Below are 22,428 nucleotides of genomic sequence, written 5' to 3' on the forward strand. Positions count from 1 at the left end.
GCTCGATAACTAGCATTGCAGTGCAGGATGGTCCGCCAGAGTCCTGGAAAGCCTTTTGTATCAAAGGTTTCAAAGCATTTCTTGTCCAGTGTGATTCGTTTGGATCCATCGTAATCCAGTGAATTTGCGGGTATCGTAGCGGGTATCAATAGGCCGATACCCGCGCATGTCGCTGACCGACGCAAAAATCAGAACTGCCAAGCCTGGCGTTAAGCCAGTCAAGTTGACTGACGGCGGAGGTCTCTACCTTGAGGTGCGGCCCACCGGGGCAAAGCTGTGGCGCTATCGCTACCGTATCGCTAGCAAGGAAAACGTCTATGCCATGGGCGAGTATCCGGAGGTATCGCTGGCAGTTGCGCGCGCCGAGCATGACAAGGTGCGCGCGCTGGTAAAACAGGGGCTTCATCCTGCCCATAGCCGTCAAGCGGAGCGGCTATCCAACCACGCAGCGAATGCTAATACGTTTGAAGCAATCGCGGAGGAATGGATTTCGAAGAAGTCTGGAAGCTGGACGCCGTACTATCAGCGGCAAGTTGAAAACTTCCTCACTGCGGATGTCTTTCCTCATATCGGCAGGCTGCCGATTCGCACCGTAACGGCAGCTCACCTGCTTGAGATCATCAGGCGGGTAGAGCAGCGTGGAGCCTCCACTGTCGCCTTGCTTGTCAGGCAATGGTCTTCAGCGATCTTTCGCTATGCGGTTGCTACGCTCCGTGCAGACAACGACCCTGCAGCTGCCTTGAGGGGCGCAATTCATCGCCCAAAGGTCCAGCACCATAAGCCCCTGTCGCGCGAGCAGATTGTGCAGTTCGGCGCTGCGCTGGAGAAGTACGGTGGCTATCGCACAACAGTCATTGCCTTGCGTTTGATGTTACTGACCTTCGTTCGTACTGTGGAACTGCGCAACGCGCAGTGGCAGGAATTCGATCTTGATCAGACGACATGGTGGATACCTGCCGAAAGGATGAAGATGCGCGAACCGCATGTCGTTCCGCTATCTAGGCAGGCTATCGAGCTGTTGAAGGAATTGCAAACGTACACAGGTGGACGTGGCTTTCTATTTCCGAACTACCGGACACCGAAAGAGGCAATGACCGCCACCACGTTGAATCGCGCTCTTGAGCGAATGGGCTTTAACGGAAAAAGCAGTATCGGCTTCTCCGCGCATGGCTTCCGCGCAACGGCATCAACATTTCTAAACGAGATGGGCTTTCGTCTCGATGTCATCGAGCGCCAGCTTGCTCACGCCGAGCGAAATAAAGTTCGGGCGAGTTACAACCAGGCCGAGTACATGCACGAACGAGAAGTAATGATGCAAAAATGGGCAGATTTTGTTGAGAATCCAGCAAGAAGAATATCGAGAGCGGTATATGTGTTAGATAAGGTTTAAAATCACTGTGCTGAGGAACAGCCGTTAGCCGGTGCCCAGTGCACATCATCTGGCGTCATCCGAACCCTTGCACACCCACTGCAGTCGCTACTCGGGGTGGGGGGGCGTCGATACCAGCGCTCGTGATCGGAATCTCAGTGATTTGCTGAAACATCGCGTGCAACGAGGTATGGAACAGCGTCGCATAATGCAGCGCTTGGAATTATCTGAAGTAGCGCGTCCCTGATCAGGTCGTTATCGAGCAGCTGCTAGGCCAGCAGTTTCTTCAATAGCGCGCTCTCGGCATCAAGGTGCCTAAGCCGCTTTGCGTCGGACACGCTTATCCCACCGAACTTGCTGCGCCACAGGCAGAAGAGGCTTTACTGAAACCATGGCGCCGGCAAAGGTTTTTGATCGCCACGCCCGCTTCGCCTCGCGCAGGAGGCCGATGATCTGCTCTTCGGAAAAACGCTTCTTCACGTCCAATTTCCTCGGGGTAGAGAACTGGACTCCAAACTAGTGCGATTCTTAAAATCGGGGGGGGCGTTGTTCAATAGCCGATCGGAGCTCTTGACCCGTCAGCCAGAGTCAGGCACTAAGCTATACCAGCGCTATCCGCGGCTGGCATTAATCGATCCGATACGTGTCTGCTCAGTGCATATTAATAAAGCGAAAGTACTAAATTCAAAAAAACGTAGAGCAGGGGATTTTTTCGTAACATACTTCCTGGAACCATACCCCCGAGGTGGCAGTCTAAACCGCGAGGCAGATTATTGCTCGGATTAAGATTGATTCTCGCCCTCTTTTTTGTGTGATGTCATGCAAAATGAACTGGGATGGTCGTTGCATAAATCAGAGACAAACAGTTTTTCCGGCTCTTACAAAGTATGTCGATTCAATTATACAAAAAGTAAGTAAATTCGAATTGACTTATCTCAACGATGTGGCAATTATCAGCTTGGTAGATACATGCATCTTGACGTCTACTGTAATTGAATAGTAGACCTGCTGCACGACCTAGATAAGGATTGGAATGCTAAATGATCTTATTCGAAGTTTTATAGAGGAAGTGGAAGCCTGTAACGACAAAAAGGACTTGCAAGAAAAGTTCGAAAAGTACCTGTTAGCCTACGGCGTAAGATTTTTCGCCTATAATATCCATCGAATAAGTCCACTCATATCTCACAGCCATCTGGCGTCTGATTCTCAGCGTTTTTTAATAACGAATTATCCCCAAGATTGGTTGTCGTATTATTTCTGGGAAAAATACGATACTATTGATCCGGTAATTGAATTGTTATCTTCGAAATCAGGTTTTGTTGATTGGGATAACATAAAAGATCTAAGTGGATTAAGTAAAAGGCAGGCGGGCGTCATGATGGAGGCGCGTGGCGTTGGTTTATCAAGTGGAATTACATTTCCTCTATTAGCCGAGTTTGGGGAATCAGTTGCGATTAGTCTTGTGCCGCAGGGGCTGGCGGAAAAGGAAAGATTAATTTCATCAATTTCCGAAATATATATACTTGCGCAATGTTTTCACCATAGGGCTAGGAAAATTCTATTTGGCCAATCGATGAAAGAAATTTCATCTCGCAGAAAGACACTGTTATCTTCCAGAGAGGTGGATGTGTTGACCTGGATTGCGAAGGGTAAAACAGCCGCTGAGATAGCGCAAATACTAGAAATTTCAAAGAAAAGCGTGGATTTTTACACGGAAACTGCAAGAGAGAAACTTTATTCTGAAAATCGAGCTCATGCAGTCGTGAAAGCAATAATATTAGGATTAATTGAGTTATAACATTTCTCTGGTTAGCGCTGAATTTTAGTCATGAAGGGATTGCTCTACAGCAGGTGGTGAATGGATAATGCTGCCGTGGTGCTGATCTTGATTGCCAATGCAGTGAAGTCGAATATTTTGGCGTACCTCGCTGGATCGGATTTGATTGCGGCAATCGTTTAGGATTTTTACTGAAACTTCATGCTCAAGTGCCACGGTCGGCACACCATCAATTTCATGTATTTGACCAAGTCGTCTAAATGAGTAACCCGTTTTAGTCAGCATACTTTCTAGATGGAGATAAGTTACTGAGACAAGTTTATCGGCACCGATAGCCAGCGCTGTAGCTTGAATGCCCCATAGTAAAGAAGCTCGAAGATCTAAGTTGTCTCTTATGCGATCCTTGCGCTGGTCAATGGCAAAACGGGTTATTTCAAAAGTTCGAGAAGACCTCGGTGAATTAGCATCAATCAGTTCCGGGAACATATCTATAATTCCGGGAGTAGACGTTGGAATTAGACGGGCACCTGCAACCACTTGGCCCCGGCTATTATTTATCATTAAATAAATAGCTTGATCGTTATCAAATTTATCCTGTTCTATTTTGTCGTTCGCCGTCGGGATGCGCCAGCCTAGCTTTTTAATGAAAATATCATGGCGAAGTTCAAGAAAAGACTCAAATAAATGATTATGCGTTTCGGAACTATGGTTTTTTAATAAAAATATCATTTATAATTCTCATCCAATGATTAAAAAAATGATTAATCATTTGGCGAGAGATTGAATCTGGGGAAATAACTGCTTTGATGGGCAGGTAAAATTACCGGGTGCCCTATGTCGCGCGTGCATCTAACCGCACGGTAAGGCGATCTAAAGATTCAAGTGCAATGCATGATTTGATCGGCGCGAGTTATTTTTCCACCGCCTCCCTGGGTGTATTCCATACCGGTGATTGTCGGTGGATGCGCGTTCATCAGTAACGTGATGTGGTTTAGATACTTCTGGCTGATGGTGGCTAGGTCCGCCCCTTTGGACAGGAGCTGGCGAAGTAGATCGTTAGTGTGCTCGTTGCCGCCGGATCGCCACTGTGCATCTGGATCGGCAAATCACGGCCGATGTTCAGCCGCTCTATCAGTTCGGTAAAACGCATATGTCGGGCCCACTATCAGCCCAGCTGCAGGACTGTATTTGTCAGCCCCCCGTAAAATTGATCCATCCATCACTAGAGGTCTCCGGGCACACTAGCCCCCGAGGAGACCAACGATGCGCAAGAGCAAGTTCACCGAGAGCCAGATTGTCGCCACGCTGAAGCAGGTTGAGGGCGGCCGCCAAGTCAAGGATGTGTGCCGTGAGCTGGGTATTTCCGACGCGACGTACTACGTCTGGAAGTCCAAGTACGGTGGCATGGAGGCAGCTGATATGCAGCGCCTTCGCGACCTGGAGACCGAGCACAGCAAGTTCAAACGCATGTACGCCGAGCTCGCGATGGAAAACCATGCATTCAAGGATGTCATCGCAAAAAGGCTGTAGACCCGGCGCACAAACGCCCGCTTCTTGCCTGGCTCGTCGAGCAGCACGGCTGGAGCGAGCGCCGGGCTTGTTCAGTCGTTGGCGTGGCGCGCTCGACAGCGCACTATCGGCGCCGTCCCGATCGCGATGAGGAGGTCATTGCGCTGTTGTCCGAATTGGCCGAGCGCTTTCCCGAGCGTGGTTTTGGAAAGCTGTTTCAACTCATCCGCCGTCGTGGGCATGTGTGGAATCACAAAAGGGTGTGGCGCGTGTATTGCCTGATGAAGCTCAATCAACGTCGTCGCAGCAGGCGCCGGGTCCCGACGCGCCATCCACAGCCGCTGGTGTGCGGACAACGGCCCAGTCCCGGATGGTCAATCGACTTCATGTCCGATGCGCTGTGGGATGGTCGGCGTTTCCGCACGTTCAATATCATTGATGACTTCAGCCGGGAAGCCTTGGCGATCGCGTAAGCTCCCCCGATCGGCAGACACCGCATAAGTAGATCTTTCTGGCATCGTTCCCAAGTCAGGAGGTTCCATGCGCACATCGAAGTTCACCGAGACACAGATCATCGCCACGCTCAAGCAGGCCGACGCAGGCGTTCCAGTCAAAGACATCTGTCGCCGTCGCCAGGTCGGCATCAGCACGGCGACCTATTACCAGTGGAAGAGCAAGTACGGCGGCTTGGAGGCGTCCGAGCTGCTGCGGGTCAAGGAGCTCGAGTCCGAGAACGCCAAGCTCAAACGGATGTACGCCGAGTTGGCGCTCGACAATGCGGCAATGAAGGACCTGATCGCAAAAAAACTCTAGGGCCGGCGCGTAAGCGCGAGGCGGTGCGGTTCCTTATCGAGGTCCACGCGCGGCCGTTGCGCCGGTCCTGTGCACGCGTCGGGCTGTCGCGTGCCGCCTGGTACGCACCGCCTCTGGACTGGACGGTGCGCGATGCCGAGCTGATTGCCGAGATCGCGCGTTACGTTGAAGCGCACCCCAGTCGTGGCTTCTGGAAGTGCAGCGACTACCTTCGCAAGCAGCAACCAGGCTGGAATCCCAAACGCATCTATCGCGTTTACAAGGCCATGAAGCTCAACCTACGCCGCGCTGCAAAGCGTCGCCTTCCCAAGCGTGAGCGGGTGCCGCTCTACGTGCCGAGGCTGCCAGACACGGTCTGGTCGGTCGACTTCATGAGCGATGCGCTGGCATGCGGACGACGCTTTCGCACCTTCAACGTGGTGGATGACTTCAATCGCGAGGCGCTGCACATCGAGGTTGACACCTCGATCAACTCGCAACGGCTTGTGCGTGTGTTCGAGCAGATCAAACGCGATCATGGCTTGCCGCAGGTGGTGCGCTCGGACAACGGCCCCGAGTTCCTAGGCGAAGCGTTCACCAGCTGGCTCAAGACGAATGGCGTCGCACTGCAGTACATCCAGCCGGGAAAGCCAAATCAGAATGCCTTCATTGAGCGCTTCAATCGCACGTTCCGCGAGGAAGTGCTCGACCTGAATTTCTTCGCCTGCCTCGACGATGTGCGCGAAGCCGCCCACTGGTGGATGATCGACTACAACGAAGCAAGATCCCATGATTCGCTCGGCGGAATGACCCCGGTCGAGTGCCGCAACAAGCACGCCGAAAGCTCTACTTTTGAAGTGCCTGCTTGACGGGGGAGCTTACGGAGGCAGCTGATGTGCAGCGCCTTCGCGACCTGGAGACCGAGCACAGCAAGCTCAAACGCATGTATGCCGAGCTCGCGATGGAAAACCATGCACTCAAAGATGTCATCGCAAAAAAGTTGTAGACCCGGCGGACAAGCGCCCGCTTCTTGCCTGGCTCGTCGAGCAGCATGGCTGGAGCGAGCGCTGGGCCTGTTCGGTGGTTGGCGTGGCGCGCTCGACGATGCGCTATCAGCGTCGTCCCGATCGGGATAATGATGTTATTGCGCTGTTGTCCGAATTGGCCGAGTGGGCTGAGCGCAAGGGCATCGCCCTGGACTTCATCGAGCCGGGGCGTCCGATTCAGAACGGTTTTATCGAACGCTTCAACGGCAGCTACCGGCGCGGCGTGCTGGACATGCATCTCTTCCGCACACTGAGCGAGGTTCGCGAACAGGCCGAACACTGGCTTGCCGACTACAACCAGCAGATCCCGCACGACAGCCTGGGCGGGCTAACGCCCGCCGAGTTCCGTGATCAACATCAACCGCAGACCCCTAGCTTTAGCTGACATTGAATTGCGGGGAGTCGACATATAGATAAGTAAGCCGCTAGGCAGGACATCAACGCATACTATCAAGCGCGCGTTTCAGGTGTTTGGCAGCATCAAAATATCCACATCTCGTTGCTTCTCTAAAAAGATACCGTAGCGCGCAAATAAATCTATATTTCTCTTCACATTCTTGGTCGATTCTAGGCTTGGAGTTCCTCGATTTTTTTAGTGCTGTTATAGAAAAAAATAAAAAAATAGAAACACATAGGACGTACATAAGAAAAAACAAGAGCATCATATTAGCTTCCAATTGCTAGTAGACAAAAGTGCGGGGGGGGTCTAATGATGCCATTTTATATAAGCATAGCAAGAAATATAAAGCGAAGAATCTAGGAATTTTACGGGATGTTGAGAAGGTTGATTTGGTTAACGATGGTGTCGCCAGTTGACCTCATTAATTTCTTACAAGAATTTCTAAAATTCGTTTAAGAACATTCCGTGGCTCGCAAAGGTAAAATTTCCCATGGAAACTGCATCATTAGTTCCGCCATTAGATGAATCATTTGCTTTTAGTCAAGAAGAAGTTGACCTGTTCTCGCTCTTAAGCGGGGATATCAACCCACTTCATATAGATCCTCAATATGGGAAGCGATCTTCCTTTGGCGCCTGCATTGTACCCGGTGTGATGGGAGTTTTAGCAGCACTCGAACGAATAAATATTACATTGGTAGGGAGGCTGGGTACGCTTAAAGTCAAATTTAAAAATCCTCTCTATGTGAATCGTAATTACTCCTGCACAGTCGATCTAGAAAGCGAAGGCTTCTGCAGGTTTTCCGTGCGGGAAGGAAGGCGGGTCCTAATACAAGTCGAAATTTATTGGCTGATCGGAGATGATAACGGGCAAGCTGTTCTAAGCCAGCTTAAGTATGAACCTGCTGGGCAGCAGCAGGAATATATTAAAGAGGCTTCTGATATCTGCGACTACGACGACGCTGTGCTCAATGCTGGCGTGGCGATGACTGGTAGCTATGCGTCGACAGGACTTGGTAAATTTTATAAAAGTGCAGTCAAGCGGTATGGTTCAGCGTTAATTGACATGCTTGCACTTACAAGTTACCTGACCGGTATGAAACTGCCTGGGGAGCGGGCGATATTTTCTGGGTTGAGCTTAAATTTCGAGCGAGGATCGCAAGGTGGTTATTTCAAATATATTCTATCGACGCAACACTTTAATCGAGATTATGGATTGTTAGAAACGCAATTGTTGGTAGATGACACGCAATCAACATTCGCACGGGGAGAGCTCCGATCGTTCGTTAGAAAGAAAATAACTGATTTACCAGTCCGAAATTACATCGCTGCGCTTGAGAGCTCAGAGACCCATCTTCTTTCAGGCAAGATTGCGTTCGTTACAGGAGGAGGGCGGGGACTTGGCTCAGCGCTTGTTCGAAGTCTTGCTGTATTGGGCGCACACGTTTATCTAAATTACCGAGATAGCGGTGATCAAGCACGTGAAGTAGCTCGCGACCTAGAGGAGCATGGTCTATCTGTGACACTGCTTCATGGCAATGCCGGAGACAGCACTTGGCTTGCCTCTGTAGAAGCTGAGCTGTCTGCGAAACACCAACGGCTTGACATCCTGGTTTGCAATGCTTGCGAACCTCCCTCAAGGGTGGATGAAGACGCGTCATCCTTACTTTACCGAGCCAACTACGTCAAGCGCAATTTGCATCTCATTGATGCGCCGCTCAGTGCATTCTCAACTCTGCTCGCGGCAAGTGGCGGTACATGCGTGGCGATCTCTTCGGAAATGGTCGACACCTCGCCGGCGGGGTATGCGCATTACGTTGACTTAAAGCGACAGACAGAAGCGCGCGTGCGGGAGCTTGCCGACGCCGAACCGTCGGTCCGCACGCTCGTCGTGCGTCCGTCGAACCTGTTGACCGAGATGAGCAACACGCCGACGCGAATACTGAACGCGCAGGCGCCAGACGAGGTTGCGATGCGGATCGTAAACGTGCTGTCGACGATGGATGAGCGGCATTGTCTGCTGACGAATTTCTCCGATAAAGCTGCGGCGGTTGCGGTGTCGGTGCTGATGTTGACCGGCAACTTCACGCTCGATGCGATGCTCGATGAATTCGACGGATGGCTGGCATGCCTGCCCGGTCAGCACGCAGTTCGGCAGACTGGCTACAACCGGATGATGCAGGATCTGGTGAGCCCGGACAGTACGTTGAACACGGCCGAGGGTACGGCCAACCTGCTGTATGTGCGCGTGTCGGACTGGCTATACGAGCGCGATGCCTGCTGGCGCGACAGCGGCCTCAATCTGTCCGGCGAGGAGGCGTTCGTTCATCAGATCGCCGATGAGTTCGTCGCTGCGTTGCGCGGCTTTGCCAAGCGCAGTCGCGCAACGCAACTGCTGATCGTCTGTCCCGATCCGCGCCTAGATCCGGCCGATCCGGGTGCTCCGGCCTTGCTCGAGGCGGTCTATGCGCAGTTTGCGGCCCTCGCGATCGAACTGCCGAACCTGATGACCGTATTTGCGCGAGATTATCACGCGATCCACGACATCGACCCCGGTCGGATCGACGACGCCCAGCGTAACCGGATCGCGCATATCCCGTATGTGCAGAGCTATTTCCGCTTTCTGGCGGCGCTGGCCGTGCGCATGCTAAACGCAAAGCGTCAGCAGACAGCGAAGGTGGTGGTGCTCGACTGCGACAACACGTTGTGGAAGGGGGTTTGCGGCGAGGAGAACGACGTCCGCAATCTCGTGATCGACGAACAGATGCGCGGGTTCCAGCGCTCGATGAAGGATCTGCTAGGCCGGGGTTTCATTTTGTGTCTTTGCAGCAAGAATCGCGAGGAGGACGTCTGGCACGTATTCGACCAGCATCCGGACATGGTGCTCACGCGCGACGATATCGCCGCTGCGAAGATCAACTGGCTGCCGAAATCCAGCAATCTCCGTGCGCTCGCAGGCGAACTCGATCTTGGCTTGAACAGCTTCGTGTTTTTCGACGACAACCCGCTGGAGTGCGCGGAGGTTCGGGCCAATGCGTCCGAAGTGCTGACGATCTGCACGACGCAGAGCGAGGTTCCTCTGTCGCAGTGGACGGGGCTTCTGTGGGTGTTCGACCAGTTGACCTTGACCCGCGAGGACAGTGCGCGCACTCAGATGTATCGTGAGCAATCGCAACGTGAAAGGTTCCGAGAGTCCGCCGAGTCGTTCCGCGGTTTCATCGAAGGACTGAATCTGCACGTTGCGATCAAACCGATGACGCCGGAGATGGTGGATCGCGCGTCGCAGCTGACGCTGCGCACGAACCAGTTCAACAACACCACGATCCGGCGTGACCGGTCGGAAGTCATTGCGATGATGCGCGACGACGCATGGCATCTGCTCGTGATCGACGTTGTCGACCGATTCGGTGACTACGGTACGACGGGATTCGTCGCGTATCGACTCGAACCGTCGTGCCTCTACGTCGAATCGTTCCTACTCAGTTGCCGAGTGCTCGGCCGAACCGTGGAAGACCGGGTGATGCAGCGGCTCATCGAAATCGCTGAGGAGACCGGCGTCGGGCAGGTCCATGTTGCGTTTGCGGCTACCAGGAAAAACACGCCGTTCCGGCAATTTCTGGACAAAATCGCGCCACAGGAGATTGTCTCCGGCGATGGTGCGGAGGCCACGCCTAGCCGCTACCTGTTCGATCGCGAGACTTTGCGCGCCGTGCTCGATCGGCAGGCATATCTGGCACAGCAGGAGGGCAGCGATGACGCGCCGGCCGAGCATCGGCCGCCATTCATCGTAAACGAACGGCGTCTGACGCACGACGTAGACTACGGGAAGATCGCGGAACGTATGAACCTGGCATTCGACGATATCCGCGTGTCCGGCGTTGAGGCGATCGCGTTCGGTGCCATGCAAGCGGACGTGCAGCCGATTGCCGGTGCGACTGTCGCTGCAGCCGACCAGCGTATGGCGATGGGCGTGGTTGGCCGCGAGGCGGAGCGCGAGGCGGCACTGATGCGTGAAGTCAAGGCGCGCTACGCGCGCGTGCTAGGTATCGGTCCCGACACGATCGACGAATACGAGGAACTCGAGCGATACGGTCTCGAGTCGATCGACGTAGTGAACCTGACTGTCGAACTTGCCAAGCTCGTACCGGGCCTCGCGCCGGCCTTCCTGTTCGAGCATCGTACCCTGCACAGCGCCGTACGCGCATTGATCACCGATTACAGCACGAGCGTGCCTGGCGCTGCACATGAAACTGCACATCCGGCCGCAACTCCCACTGCGCCGGCGGCGTCCAACACGTCGCGGCGGGCGCCGGCCGACCATGCTGAAGCGAACGAGAGCGACGGTACCCGCGAGGACATCGCGATCGTTGGCTTGCACGGCATCTATCCGGGCGCCGACGACATGAACGCGTTCTGGCAATTGCTGCAGACCGGCGAGTGCCGGATCGTGCCGATGCCCGAAGCGCGCCGGCAGCTGATCGATCGCGCGTTCCCGGGCATTGCATCGACGCTGCACGGTTACATGGACCGTGCCGGCTATCTAGACGGAATCGAGCGCTTCGAGGCAGAGCTGTTCGGCATCACGCCGAAGGAAGCCGAGTTAATGGACCCGCAGCAGCGCTTGTTCCTGCAGGTCGTTTGGGGGCTGTTGGAGGATGCCGGCTATACGCGGCATACACTCGATCGCTCGACTGGCGTGTTTGTCGGCGTGCTGTCGAACGACTATGCGATGTACGCAAATCTGCATGCTTTGCAGCATCCCGAGCAGTACCGCCACACCGACTACTACCAGATCGCGAATCGCGTGTCGTACCACTTCGACCTCACCGGGCCGAGCATGGCGATCGACGCGGCCTGCGCGTCGTCGGGCACCGCGTTCCATCTCGCTTGCCGGTCGATCCGCGATGGTAATTGCGAGTCAGCGATCGTCGGTGGCGTGAACCTAATCCTGCATCCGAGTCGCCTGATCCAGTACTCGCAGACGGGCATGCTGTCGGACAGCGGCAGCTGCACGCCGTTCGGGCAGCACGCCGACGGCACGCTGCTCGGCGAAGGCGTCGGCGCGGTACTGCTGAAGCCGCTGTCGCGCGCAACTGCCGATGGCGACAACATCTACGCGATCGTAAAAGCGTCGTCGATCAACAGCGGCGGCAAGACCAACGGCTTCACCGTGCCGAATCCGAACGCGCAGGCTGGCCTGATCGCGAGCGTACTGCGCGCATCGCGCGTGCCGGCACCAGGTATCGCGTACGTCGAGGCGCACGGCACCGGCACCGCGCTCGGCGATCCGATCGAGGTCAGCGCACTCAGCCGCGCATTCCGCGAAATCGGCGGCGAGAGCGTACGGCGCATCGGATCTGTAAAGGCGAACGTCGGCCACGGCGAATCGAACGCGTTCCTTGCGAGCCTGAGCAAGGTGCTGCTGCAGTTCCGCCATCGCCAATGGGCGCCGACGCTGACCTCTGAGCAGGGCAACCCAGCGATCGATTTCGCGGCGGCTGGCTTCGAGGTACAGCGCACACTCGGCGATTGGTCCGAGCGTGAGGCCGAAGGGACGGTCGCCGCGTGTATCAGCAACTTTGGCGCGGGCGGCTCGAATGCGCACGTGGTGCTGGAGGCGTGGCCCGCGCGTGCGGCGCGCACACCTGGCGGCGCGACGCGCCATCTGGTGCCGTTGTCCGCGCATCGGGCAGAGCTTTTGCCGCTCATCGCCCATCGTCTGCGCGAACATCTGCTGCGTGTCGACGCGATCGCGTGCGATGTCGGCTCGATCGCCTACACGCTGCAGATCGGCCGTCAACACTTGGACCACCGCGTCGTCTTCATCGTCGACGGGCGGAGCACGCTGCTCGATGCGCTTGAGCGATTCGCGGCAGGCGCTGGCGCAGACCCGTGCTGGCTGTGCGGCAGCACGGCCGAGCGCAATGTACTCGGCGATTTTCTCGACCGCCAGCCGGACATGCTCGAGCTGCTCCGGAAATGGGCTCGTGAGCACGACCATCATCGGATTGCGCAACTGTGGTTGCACGGTTTCACCCTGCCGTGGGAGGAGCTGCATGCCCCGACCCCGCCGGTGCGGATCAGTCTACCGACCTATCCGTTCCGCGGACGTCCGCACTGGCTCGAACACACGTATGCGCCTGCAGGACTTGCCGCGAAGCCGGCTCCGGCCTCCGTTGCCTCCGCCGATGGCGACGCGTCGTTGTTCACGCCGGCATGGGTCCGTGAGGATCTGCCCACCGAGGCGCGCTTGCCGGCGCGTAGCGGCGCGCGCCATATCGTGTTCTGCGGGCTCGACACCGTCGCGAGTGTTGCGCTGCGCGCCGCGCTCGGCGCAACCGACGCGACCGTGCAGTTCTTGCCGCCTGTACAGCCGGAGGACACCGCATTTGCCGACCACGCAGCCGCGCTGTTCGCGTCGCTGCGCGAGCGGCTCTTGCACGGTCTGCACGAGCCAGTGCTCGTGCAGGTGACGGCGGCCGGCGCAGACAGCGAAACCTTGGACGGACTCGCGGCGCTGCTGAAGACGGCGGGGCAGGAAAATCCGAATCTGTCGGCGCAATGCATAGTATTGGACGAGGCGCCGGCTGCGGCCGCATGGCTCGATGTTCTGCATGACGAAATGCGCGCTGGCCGCGACGTAGCGGTCCGCTATTGTCCGCAACGGTGCGTACGCGCATGGCAGCCGTTGACGCCGGCAATCGGGCCGTTCTTCGACGGGCTTGTCGTCTCCGCCGGTGCGCCGCGCGCGTACCTGATCACCGGTGGATCGGGGGCACTTGCGCTGCCGTGTGCCAGATGGATCGGCGCGCACGATCGCGACGCGACGATCGTCCTGCTCGCGCGTCGCGACGAGGCCGACTTGATGCGTTCGTCGCAGGGCCACCGGATCGACGCGCTGCGCGCCGAAGGGGTACGGGTCGCATACCGGCGCGTCGATGTTGGCGACCGCCGCGCGCTTGCGGAGTGCGTCGAGGAGATTTGCGCGTCGCTGGGGCCGATTCACGGTGTGATCCATTGCGCGGGCATCGTCCGCGACGCATTTCTGATGCACAAGTCCGAGGAGGACTTCCGCGCGGTCCTGACGCCGAAGGTCGCCGGCGCGCTGAATCTTGACTGGGCGACGCGGAACCAGCCGCTTGCGTTCGTCGCCTTGTTCTCGTCGATTTCGGGCGTGCTCGGCAATTCTGGCCAGGCCGACTATGCGACGGCCAATGCGTTTATGGATGCGTTCGCACATCGCCGCGCCGCGCAGGTGCGCGCAGGTGCGCGCTCGGGTCGGACCGTGTCGATCAACTGGCCGTTGTGGCGGGACGGCGGAATGACGCTGGACCGCGAGCTAGCGACGCTGTTGCACGAACAGCACGGCCTTGCGTCGATCTCGAACGACGCCGGAATGCGGGCGCTCGATCGTGCGCTTGGCTCGGACGCGCATCAAGTGTTCGTCGGGACCGGTATCGAGGACGAGGTCGCTCGTCTGCTGGCCGCGTCGGCGCGCCGGCAGCCAGCGGAGAGGGGCGGTCGCCAGCCGGTGGCGCCGTCTGCGCTCACTCTGGCGCCCTCGGTGTTGGCCGCGGCCGATCTGTATCCGTATCTGAAGCGTGTGCTCGGCGACGCTACGAAACTCGATGCCTCGGCGATCGACCCGCATCGGCCACTGTCGGAGCTCGGTCTCGATTCGATCATGCTCGCGAAGTTGAACAAGGTGCTGGCCGGGAGCTTCCGCCAGCTGCCGAGGACGCTGTTCTACGAATATCCGACGCTCGAGGCGCTCGCCGGCTATCTGGCAGAGCAGATCCGCATTCAGGATATTCCCGCCGACCGCTTTGTGCCCGCGCATGCGATGAGCGAACCGGCGGTGCCGGCGCTCGCGACGCGCTCCGCGGCAGAGCCGGCGCGGCTGATACAGCCGGCGGATGCGCCGGCCGCCCGGCCGCCAGTGCATCCTGCGATGCGCAGCGCAGCCAACACGCCGGCTATGCGCGATGCCGACCCTCCGCGCGAACAGCCGATCGCCATCATCGGTATCGGCGGTCGCTACCCGAACGCGCCGTCGTTCGAGGCGTTTTGGCGCCGTCTAAAGACCGAATCGAGCGAGATCGGCGAGCTGCCGGTGCGCCGCTGGTACGGTCCGCAGGCGGACCCGGAGAGCGACGTGCATCCGCTGCTGCGCGGCCGCAAGGGCGCGTTCCTCGACGATTTCGCGCAGTTCGATCCGGTCTTCTTCCAGATCGCGCCCATCGACGCGTATTCGATCGACCCGCAGGAGCGGCTGGTGCTGATGGCGAGCTGGGCAGCGCTCGAAAGTAGCGGCTACACGCGCCAGCGGCTCAATGCGCGGCACGGGCGCAATGTCGCGGTCTGCGTCGGCGCAACCAAGAGCGGTTTCAATCACTTCTCCTCGGGCGCCGCCGTGCCATCCGGCGGCGCCGACGCACGCGAGACCGTCACGTCGACCTCGTTTGCGAACATGGCTAACCGCGTGTCGTATTTCCTCGACCTGCGCGGCCCGAGCATCGCATTCGACACCATGTGCACGTCGTCGTTGACGGCGATCCATCACGCGTGCCGGTATCTGCAGCATGGCGAGGCAGAGCTTGCGATTGCGGCCGGCGTCAATCTACATCTGCATCCGAACGATTACCTCGCGCTGGAACGGCTCGACATGCTGAGCGACGACGCGCAGGTGCGCTGCTTCGCGATGGAAGGCAACGGCTTCATCCCCGGCGAGGCGGTCGGCGCGGTCGTTCTGAAGCGCCTCGACGCGGCGCTCGCCGACGGCGACCGGATCGACGCGGTCATCACGGCGACAGGCGTCAGCCACAGCGGGCGTACGCATGGCTATACCGCGCCGAGCCTCGCGCAACAGGAGACGCTGATTCTTCAGGTCATCGAACGCTCGGGCAATCACGTCGACGACATCGCCTACGTCGAATCCGCTGCGAACGGATCGAGCATGGGCGACGCCATCGAGTGGGGCGCGTTGAAGAACGTGTTCCGCACGCGGACGCAGCCATGCGCGATCGGCTCGGTCAAGCCGAACATCGGCCATCCGGAAGCCGCCGCCGGCATTGCGCAACTCAGCAAGGTCGTCGCGCAGCTCAGGCACCGCGCGCTCGCCCCGACACTCGTGGACGAGACATCGCTGGACAGCGATCTGCTCGCCGATAGCGGGTTGCGACTTGTCACGCGTTACGAACCCTGGCCGGCGCAGGCCGGCCCGCGCAAATGCCTGATCACGGCTGCGGGTGCAGGCGGCACCTACGCGGCGATGGTGGTCGAGCAGGCGCCGGACCGAGTGGATGCACCTGCGGATCGCACCGCCAACGCCGTCGTCGCGATCGCGCTGTCCGCGCGCACCGCAGAGGCCTTGAAGCGCGTCGCCGCCGATCTGCACGATCATCTCGCTGCATATCCCGAGCATCGGTTGGAGGACATCGCCTATACGCTGCACGAGGGCCGCGAGGCGATGAAGGTGCGCACCGGCTGTGTCGTCACGAGCCGCCGGGAGCTGATGGGCCGGTTGCGCGCAATGGCGTCGGGCGAGCCACCGACGTCTGGCGAAAGGGATGCCACGCTGCCTGTGGCGTCCGTGCATGCGCAGATGCGGCTGGAGGTGGCGTTGCAGGCGTGGGTGGACGGGCAGAATGTGGACTGGTCCGATGCGTACGGCAGCGCGTGGACGAACGCGCATGGCGCGCCGCTCGCGCTGCCCGCATACCCGTTCGAAACGCGCGACTATTGGCGCGCGCCAGCGCATGCGCCGGGCGTAAGTGGGCGCACGGGCTCAGCCTCGGCGCCGGTCGAACCGGAAGTGGCCGCGTACTCGCCCGCGGCATCCGCGCAGCGCAACGAGGCCGCGTCGAGACCCGCGGCTTCGCCCTCAGCATCGCCTGCACCTGTGTCGCCCGAGGCGACGTTGCGCGAGATCGTCGCCGAGGTGAAAGATGCGATAGGTGCGCTACTGGGTTTCGACAAGGCCGATGCGATCGACGACGGGGCGACGTTCTTCGAACTCGGCATCGACTCGATCCGGATGGTGCCGTTCGTAAGCGGAATCGCGGACCGGCTCTCAGTCGACCTCGACGAGACGGTGCTGTTCGATTACCCGACCATCTCCAGGTTCTGCGAACACGTTGCGCGCTTGCGCGCGGCCACCGTGGACCGCGCTACCGGGATGGATGACGGTGCTGCCGGTCGCAGTGCGCCGGTCGCGCTCGCGACGGCCGGCCGGACGCGCGTCGAGACGGCCGCACCGGTGACCGATGCGGTCTTGCGGCAACTGAAGGAGCTGGTCAGAACGATCCTGCAGTACCCGGAAACGGAGATCCTCGACAACGACGTGACGTTCTTCGAGCTGGGCGTCGATTCGATCCGGATGGTCGGTTTCGTCCGCGAACTCTCGGCGAGACTGGGCCTGGATCTCGAAGAGACAGTACTGTTCGATCATCCGTCGATCGTCGCGCTCGCCGGCCATCTCGCTGTGCTCCGGCGGGCCGACACCGCGGCGCTTGCCGATTCGCCGCCGGCATGGCTCGGTCAGGCGGAACTGCAGCAAAACCTGCGCCGCTACGGCCGCACCTATGAAGAAGCGGTGCCGCTCCAGACCGAGGGGGAGGGCCCATTGTTGTTCTGCCTGCATCCGGCGTCCGGCGACGTCGCGATGTTCGGCAGGCTGGTCACGGCGGTCGGCACACGCTGCCGCGCGGTGGGTATCAAAGCGCGGGGTTTCCTGACGAAACGGCTTTTGTGCGCCGACGCCTGCGAGATGGCGGAGTACTACGCCGAGGTGATCCAGGCGATCGATCCGGTCGGACCGTATTACGTGATGGGTGCGTCGATGGGTGGGGTCGTCGCCTACGAGGTTGCGCGCGTACTGCAACACGCGGGCAAGCACGTGAAGTCGGTGTTCATGCTCGAGACGCCACTCATCACCGACCAACGCGACGAGGAAATCTTCGCGCTCGACGAGCTGCAGAACTGGTTGACCAACGCGAACTTCCTGATGATCGCAATGCTGCATCTCGATCCGGCATTCCGGCAGCGCAAGAGGGCCGGGATCGTCAAATGGGAAGATCTCGTGATCACCGAGTCCGATTTGCGGATCGACGACGGCGCAGCGCTCGATGCCGACCAGGTCGAGGCGAGCCTCGTCGCGCTCATCGTCGAGCGGGGCGTTCGCCAGGCGGCGGATATCCTGCGCCTGCGCCTGCGGTCGATGTCCGACACGCACCGAAACAATTTGCGCAGCATGCGCGAATACCGCTGGCAACCGCTCGCGCGGCCGGACGAGGTCGAGATCCTGATGTTTCGTACCGAGACCGCCAAGGCGACGTCCGACGAGGTCTACAACCCGAACTATCTGTACAAGCTGCAGCGCGTGCACGGATCGATGATTCCCCTGCTCGATACATGGGTCGAGAAGATGCCGCAGGTTCGCACCGTGATCGTGGGCGGCGACGACCATTTCCAGCTCTGCAGCCAGGGCATCGGCAATGAGGAAGTCATCGGTCCCGTGCTCGCGTCGATGCATCGCATGCACCCGGCCGCGGCGCAACATGCGACGCCCGCCGACAGCGCGCCGATCGTCGCACAGGCGCCAGCCGCGGCGCCGGCGACCAGCGCCGGACCGGGCGCGTTTCGGGTCGCTGTGATCGGCCTGTCGGCGCGGTTTCCGGGTGCCGAGGACGTCGATGCGTTCTGGCGCGTGCTGTCTGCGGGCGAGAGCCTGATTCGCGCGGCGCCGGCCGGGCGCTTCGCCTCGGCGGACGGCGCGACGGACTACGGTTGCCTGTTCGAGCGCATCGACGAGTTCGACAATGCGTTCTTCCATCTGAGCCCGAACGAGGCGCAACTGATGGAGCCGGCCGAGCGGTTGTTCCTGCAGGAGGCGTGGCGCGCCGTCGAGGATGCCGGTCTCGTGTCCGATCGACTCGCCGGCTCGAACTGGGGGGTGTTCACCGGCAGCGGCGGCGACTACAACCTGCACGTCCAGACCGTACTCGGCATCGCGCCGCAGGTCTCGCAATCGACGCTGCCTGGCCGCGTTGCGTATCACATGAATCTGACCGGGCCGACGATGGCGATCGATGCGGGCTGCGCATCGTCGCTGATGGCGATTCGGCATGCATGCGACAGCCTGCGGCTCGGTCAGTGCGAGATCGCGATCGCGGGCGGCGCGATGGTGTATTCGACGCGCAACCTGATCGCGACCAGCCATTACTACCGCCTGCTGAGCGACACGGAACATGGTGCCGCACTGCTCTCCGGTACGACCGGCATGCTGCCCGGAGAGGCGGTCGGCACGATGGTGTTGAAGCCACTCGATGCGGCCGAGCGCGACGGCGACCGTATCTACGCCGTCCTCGATGCGTGGGGCAGCAACCACAATGGCCGGACCCAGGGCATCGCGGCACCGAGCGCCGTCGCGCAGGCGGATCTGCTGACGTCCACCTATCGGAGCTTCGGCATCGATCCCGATTCGATCGGCTTCTTCGAGGCCAACGCGAGCGGTTCGTCACTCGGCGACAAGGTCGAACTGCAAGGACTGCGGAAAGTGTTCGGTGAGCGCTCCACGCAGCGGCTGGTGCTCGGCACCGTCGAGAACAACGTCGGTCATTCGTTTGCCGCCTCCGGAATCGCACATCTGCTGAAGGTGATCCTTGCGCTTCATCGCGACACGCTGCTACCGACCGCGAACATCGATCCCGCGACGGCGATCGCCGGCAGCGACGGTGACACGTTCGAGCTTCCAACGCGCGTCCGGGCGTGGCCGCGTCAGGCGGGCGTGGCGCGTCGCGCGGGTGTCAGCTCGTACAGTGCGACCGGCATCAACGTCCATCTGGTTGTGTCCGAAGCGCCGCCCGCCGCTTTCACGGCATCGTCCGCGCGACCGGAGCCGGTGCTGCTGGCGATCTCCGCGCCCACGGTCGACGCGCTGCGGCAGCGCTGCCGCGATCTGCTCGATTACGTAAGCGCCACGCCGGCGCCGCCATGGTCGCTCGCGCAGCTCTCCGCGAACCTATTGTTGCGGCGCAATCACTTCCGTTATCGGTGCGCGCTGCGCGTGCGCGATCGCTTGCACACCGAGACCTTGCTGGCGCGGTTCCTCGCAAATGAGGCCGATCCCGACGTGCTGACGAATCTCGACTCGGCGTCGGGCGATGCGGAGTCGGCGGCCGATCAAGCGCGCCTTTCGGCACTGCGCCGCGATGCCGCGGAGTTCAACACAGGGCAGGACGCGTTGCCGCTCGCGCATGCCGCTCGCTGGTATGTGCACGATGTCGCGTTCGACGCTCGGCGCGGATTCGCCGCGAGCGATCTGGCGCCACTGTCGCTGCCCGCCTATCCGTTCGAGCGGACCCGCCATTGGTTACTGTCGCAGGCGATCGCGGCGCCCCTCGCACCGGAGGAGCCGGCAGCCGAACGGCCGGAACGCTGGTTGCTGCGGCAGGTCGCGGCGATCACGGGCGACCAACCCGACGCGTTGCGCGCCGATACGAACTGGAGCACGATGGGCTTCGATTCGCTGATGAGCATGCGGTTGCTGTCGGCGATCAACGAGCAGATGGGCGTCGAGGTGCAACTCGTCGACCTGCTAGACCGACGTACGCCGGCGGAACTGGTCGAGTATTTGAACGGGCTCGGTGCGTTCTCACCGCCGGACGGCGGGCGCGAGAGAACATCCGATCCGGTGGCGATGACGCTGCCGATGGTCCAGTACCCGTGGTTTGGCGAACGGCTCGCGGCGCTGCGTGCGCCGACCAGCGTGGCGAGTTTCGCGTTGCCACCGCAAGCGTCGGCGCCGGAGCCTCAGATCGACCGGCATCTGGTGCTGTCGTATATGCTCGACGCGGGCATCGCGGTGTTCCGCGATACCGACAAGGCGGTGCTGCTGGCCACGCGCTCGGTCGACATCGACGCGCACCTGCGGCACTTTCCCCACGACGCGGTCGCGGCGAGCCTTGGCGCGCTCGTACCCGGACGCTTGTGGGCGCCGCTGTCGCAAGAGCAGGCGCGCAACCTGTATCTGACCGAGCGGATGGACAACACTGCCTGGAACGTGTTCCACGTGTTCCGCCTGCATGCCGTCGCCGTCGATTTCGAACGGCTGCAGCATGCATTGACCCTGCTCGCGCGGCAGCAGGACCTGCTGCGCACGCGTTACGTGAAGGTTGGCGACGGTTATGCGCAATGCGTGTCGGAACTGGTATGCGTGTCGCTTGATCTGATCTCGACAAGCAGCCGTCAGGCCTTCTATCAGTTCATCCAGAGCTGCCGCAGTCACCAGATGCTGGAGGAACACGGCGGCTCGGCCATTCGGATGTGGCTTACAGAAACAGACGGTGCGTTCCATCTTGGTGTGGTTGCGCATCACGCACACGCGGACGCGTTCACGCCGGGCCTGCTGTTCTCGCAGTTGATGGCGCTGTACGAAAGCCTCGATGGCCAGGAAGCAGTACGCGCCGACGCCTATGCGCAACGCGACCAATACTGGCTGTACGCGCTTCGTCAACACGATGCGGGCGGGGCCGACGCCGAGGTGCACCGTGCGTACTGGCGCAACTCGCTGTCCGGCGTCGATGTCGCCATGCGCTTGCCGTATCGCGACGACATCGCATCGGCGCCGTCGTCGCGCAAGCTCGCGGTGAACCAGATCGTGTCTGTGTCGCCCGAGCTTGGCGATCGGATCTCGACACTGAGCAGGGAGCACGGCATTTCGTATCCGCAGCTGTTCGCGGCAGTGCTGGCTGTCGTGTTGCGCGAGTTCTTCGGCAACGATCGTCCGGTGCTGCAGGTGATCCACAACCAGCGCGATCGCGCTGCGTTGGCCGCATGTCTGGGCGACTTCTCGAACGTCGCGTTCGTGCCGTTCGAGATCGACGCGCGGCAAAGCGTGCTCGACACCTTGTACGCGGTGCGCCGAACCCTGCTGACCGGGTTGCAACATGCGCGGATTCCAGCGACGGAACTGCTACAGATCGTTGGTCTGGACGGTTATGCCGGGTACACGGCGATGGTCGGCGATGTCGTGTTGGACAGCGCGGATATCGATACGGCGAACGTCAGTGTCGCAGGCGAGCACGGCGTGTCCACGTACATGGATGCGGTGCTCGAGCAGCGCCGCATCCACTTCCTCGACCAGCCGCTCGCTTCGATGTTCTTCCAGTTCCTGCGGATCGATGGACGTCTGTACATCTTCCACTCGTACAGCCGTGCGCTGTTCGAGCACGAGAAGATGCAGAAACTTCCGCAACTGATCGTCGAACTGACCGGCGCGATGCTGCGCGATCTGGACGCGCCGGTCGCCAGCCTGGTCGCCGCATTCGGGCGGCAGTTCGGCGAGATCGGTCACGCCGTGCGTGCGCTGCCAACGCGCGATGCGCCGACTGGCGAGGCCGCCGGTCTGCTGGAGCGCTTTCTTGGCGGCGATCTGTCGGTCGGTCAGTTGCGCAGCACGCTGCGCGCGGCGTCCGGCGATGTCGAGGCTCTCGCCAAATGACCGGCGGCGCGAAACGAAAGGTGACCGGGGCGAGGC

5 protein-coding genes and 3 pseudogenes are annotated in these 22,428 nt (G+C 59.9%); 6 read left to right on the plus strand and 2 right to left on the minus strand.

Annotated elements, in window-relative coordinates:
• Nucleotides 1–166 precede the first annotated feature (166 nt).
• The gene (locus ABQU90_RS12585) at nt 167–1,390 is read left to right on the plus strand and encodes a tyrosine-type recombinase/integrase (protein ID WP_323522789.1); all 1,224 of its coding nucleotides are present in this window, start codon (nt 167–169) and stop codon (nt 1,388–1,390) included.
• A gap of 251 nt (nt 1,391–1,641) precedes the next feature.
• On the opposite strand, the pseudogene ABQU90_RS12590 reads toward ABQU90_RS12585, so the two are convergent.
• Nucleotides 1,642–1,849 (minus strand): annotated as a pseudogene (locus ABQU90_RS12590) (transposase); the annotation flags it as partial.
• 553 nt (nt 1,850–2,402) lie between these two features.
• Here ABQU90_RS12590 and ABQU90_RS12595 point away from each other — a divergent pair.
• Nucleotides 2,403–3,167 (plus strand): helix-turn-helix transcriptional regulator, encoded by a 765-nt coding sequence (locus ABQU90_RS12595; RefSeq protein WP_323522790.1) that lies wholly within the window; start codon nt 2,403–2,405, stop codon nt 3,165–3,167.
• 24 nt (nt 3,168–3,191) lie between these two features.
• Here the strand turns inward: ABQU90_RS12595 and ABQU90_RS12600 are convergent, their stop codons facing one another.
• Nucleotides 3,192–3,875, minus strand: coding sequence for an acyl-homoserine-lactone synthase (locus ABQU90_RS12600; protein WP_323522791.1), 684 nt, complete (start codon nt 3,873–3,875; stop codon nt 3,192–3,194).
• Between the two features lie 534 nt (nt 3,876–4,409).
• Between ABQU90_RS12600 and ABQU90_RS12605 the strand changes: the two are divergent.
• From ABQU90_RS12605 to ABQU90_RS12620, 4 genes and pseudogenes are all read left to right on the plus strand, one after another.
• Nucleotides 4,410–5,122: pseudogene (locus ABQU90_RS12605) on the plus strand (transposase); the annotation flags it as partial.
• Nucleotides 5,123–5,195: 73 nt separating this feature from the next.
• A protein-coding gene (locus ABQU90_RS12610) for an IS3 family transposase (protein ID WP_323522792.1) occupies nt 5,196–6,316 on the plus strand; the annotation gives its coding sequence in 2 pieces (ribosomal slippage) (nt 5,196–5,454 and nt 5,454–6,316; 1,122 coding nt in all).
• 14 nt (nt 6,317–6,330) lie between these two features.
• Nucleotides 6,331–6,878: pseudogene (locus ABQU90_RS12615) on the plus strand (integrase core domain-containing protein); the annotation flags it as partial.
• 505 nt (nt 6,879–7,383) lie between these two features.
• The gene (locus ABQU90_RS12620) at nt 7,384–22,392 is read left to right on the plus strand and encodes an SDR family NAD(P)-dependent oxidoreductase (protein ID WP_349775720.1); all 15,009 of its coding nucleotides are present in this window, start codon (nt 7,384–7,386) and stop codon (nt 22,390–22,392) included.
• Nucleotides 22,393–22,428 lie beyond the last annotated feature (36 nt).

The organism is Xanthomonas sp. WHRI 10207, assembly GCF_040202975.1.
In the GTDB taxonomy this organism is placed as follows: domain Bacteria; phylum Pseudomonadota; class Gammaproteobacteria; order Xanthomonadales; family Xanthomonadaceae; genus Xanthomonas.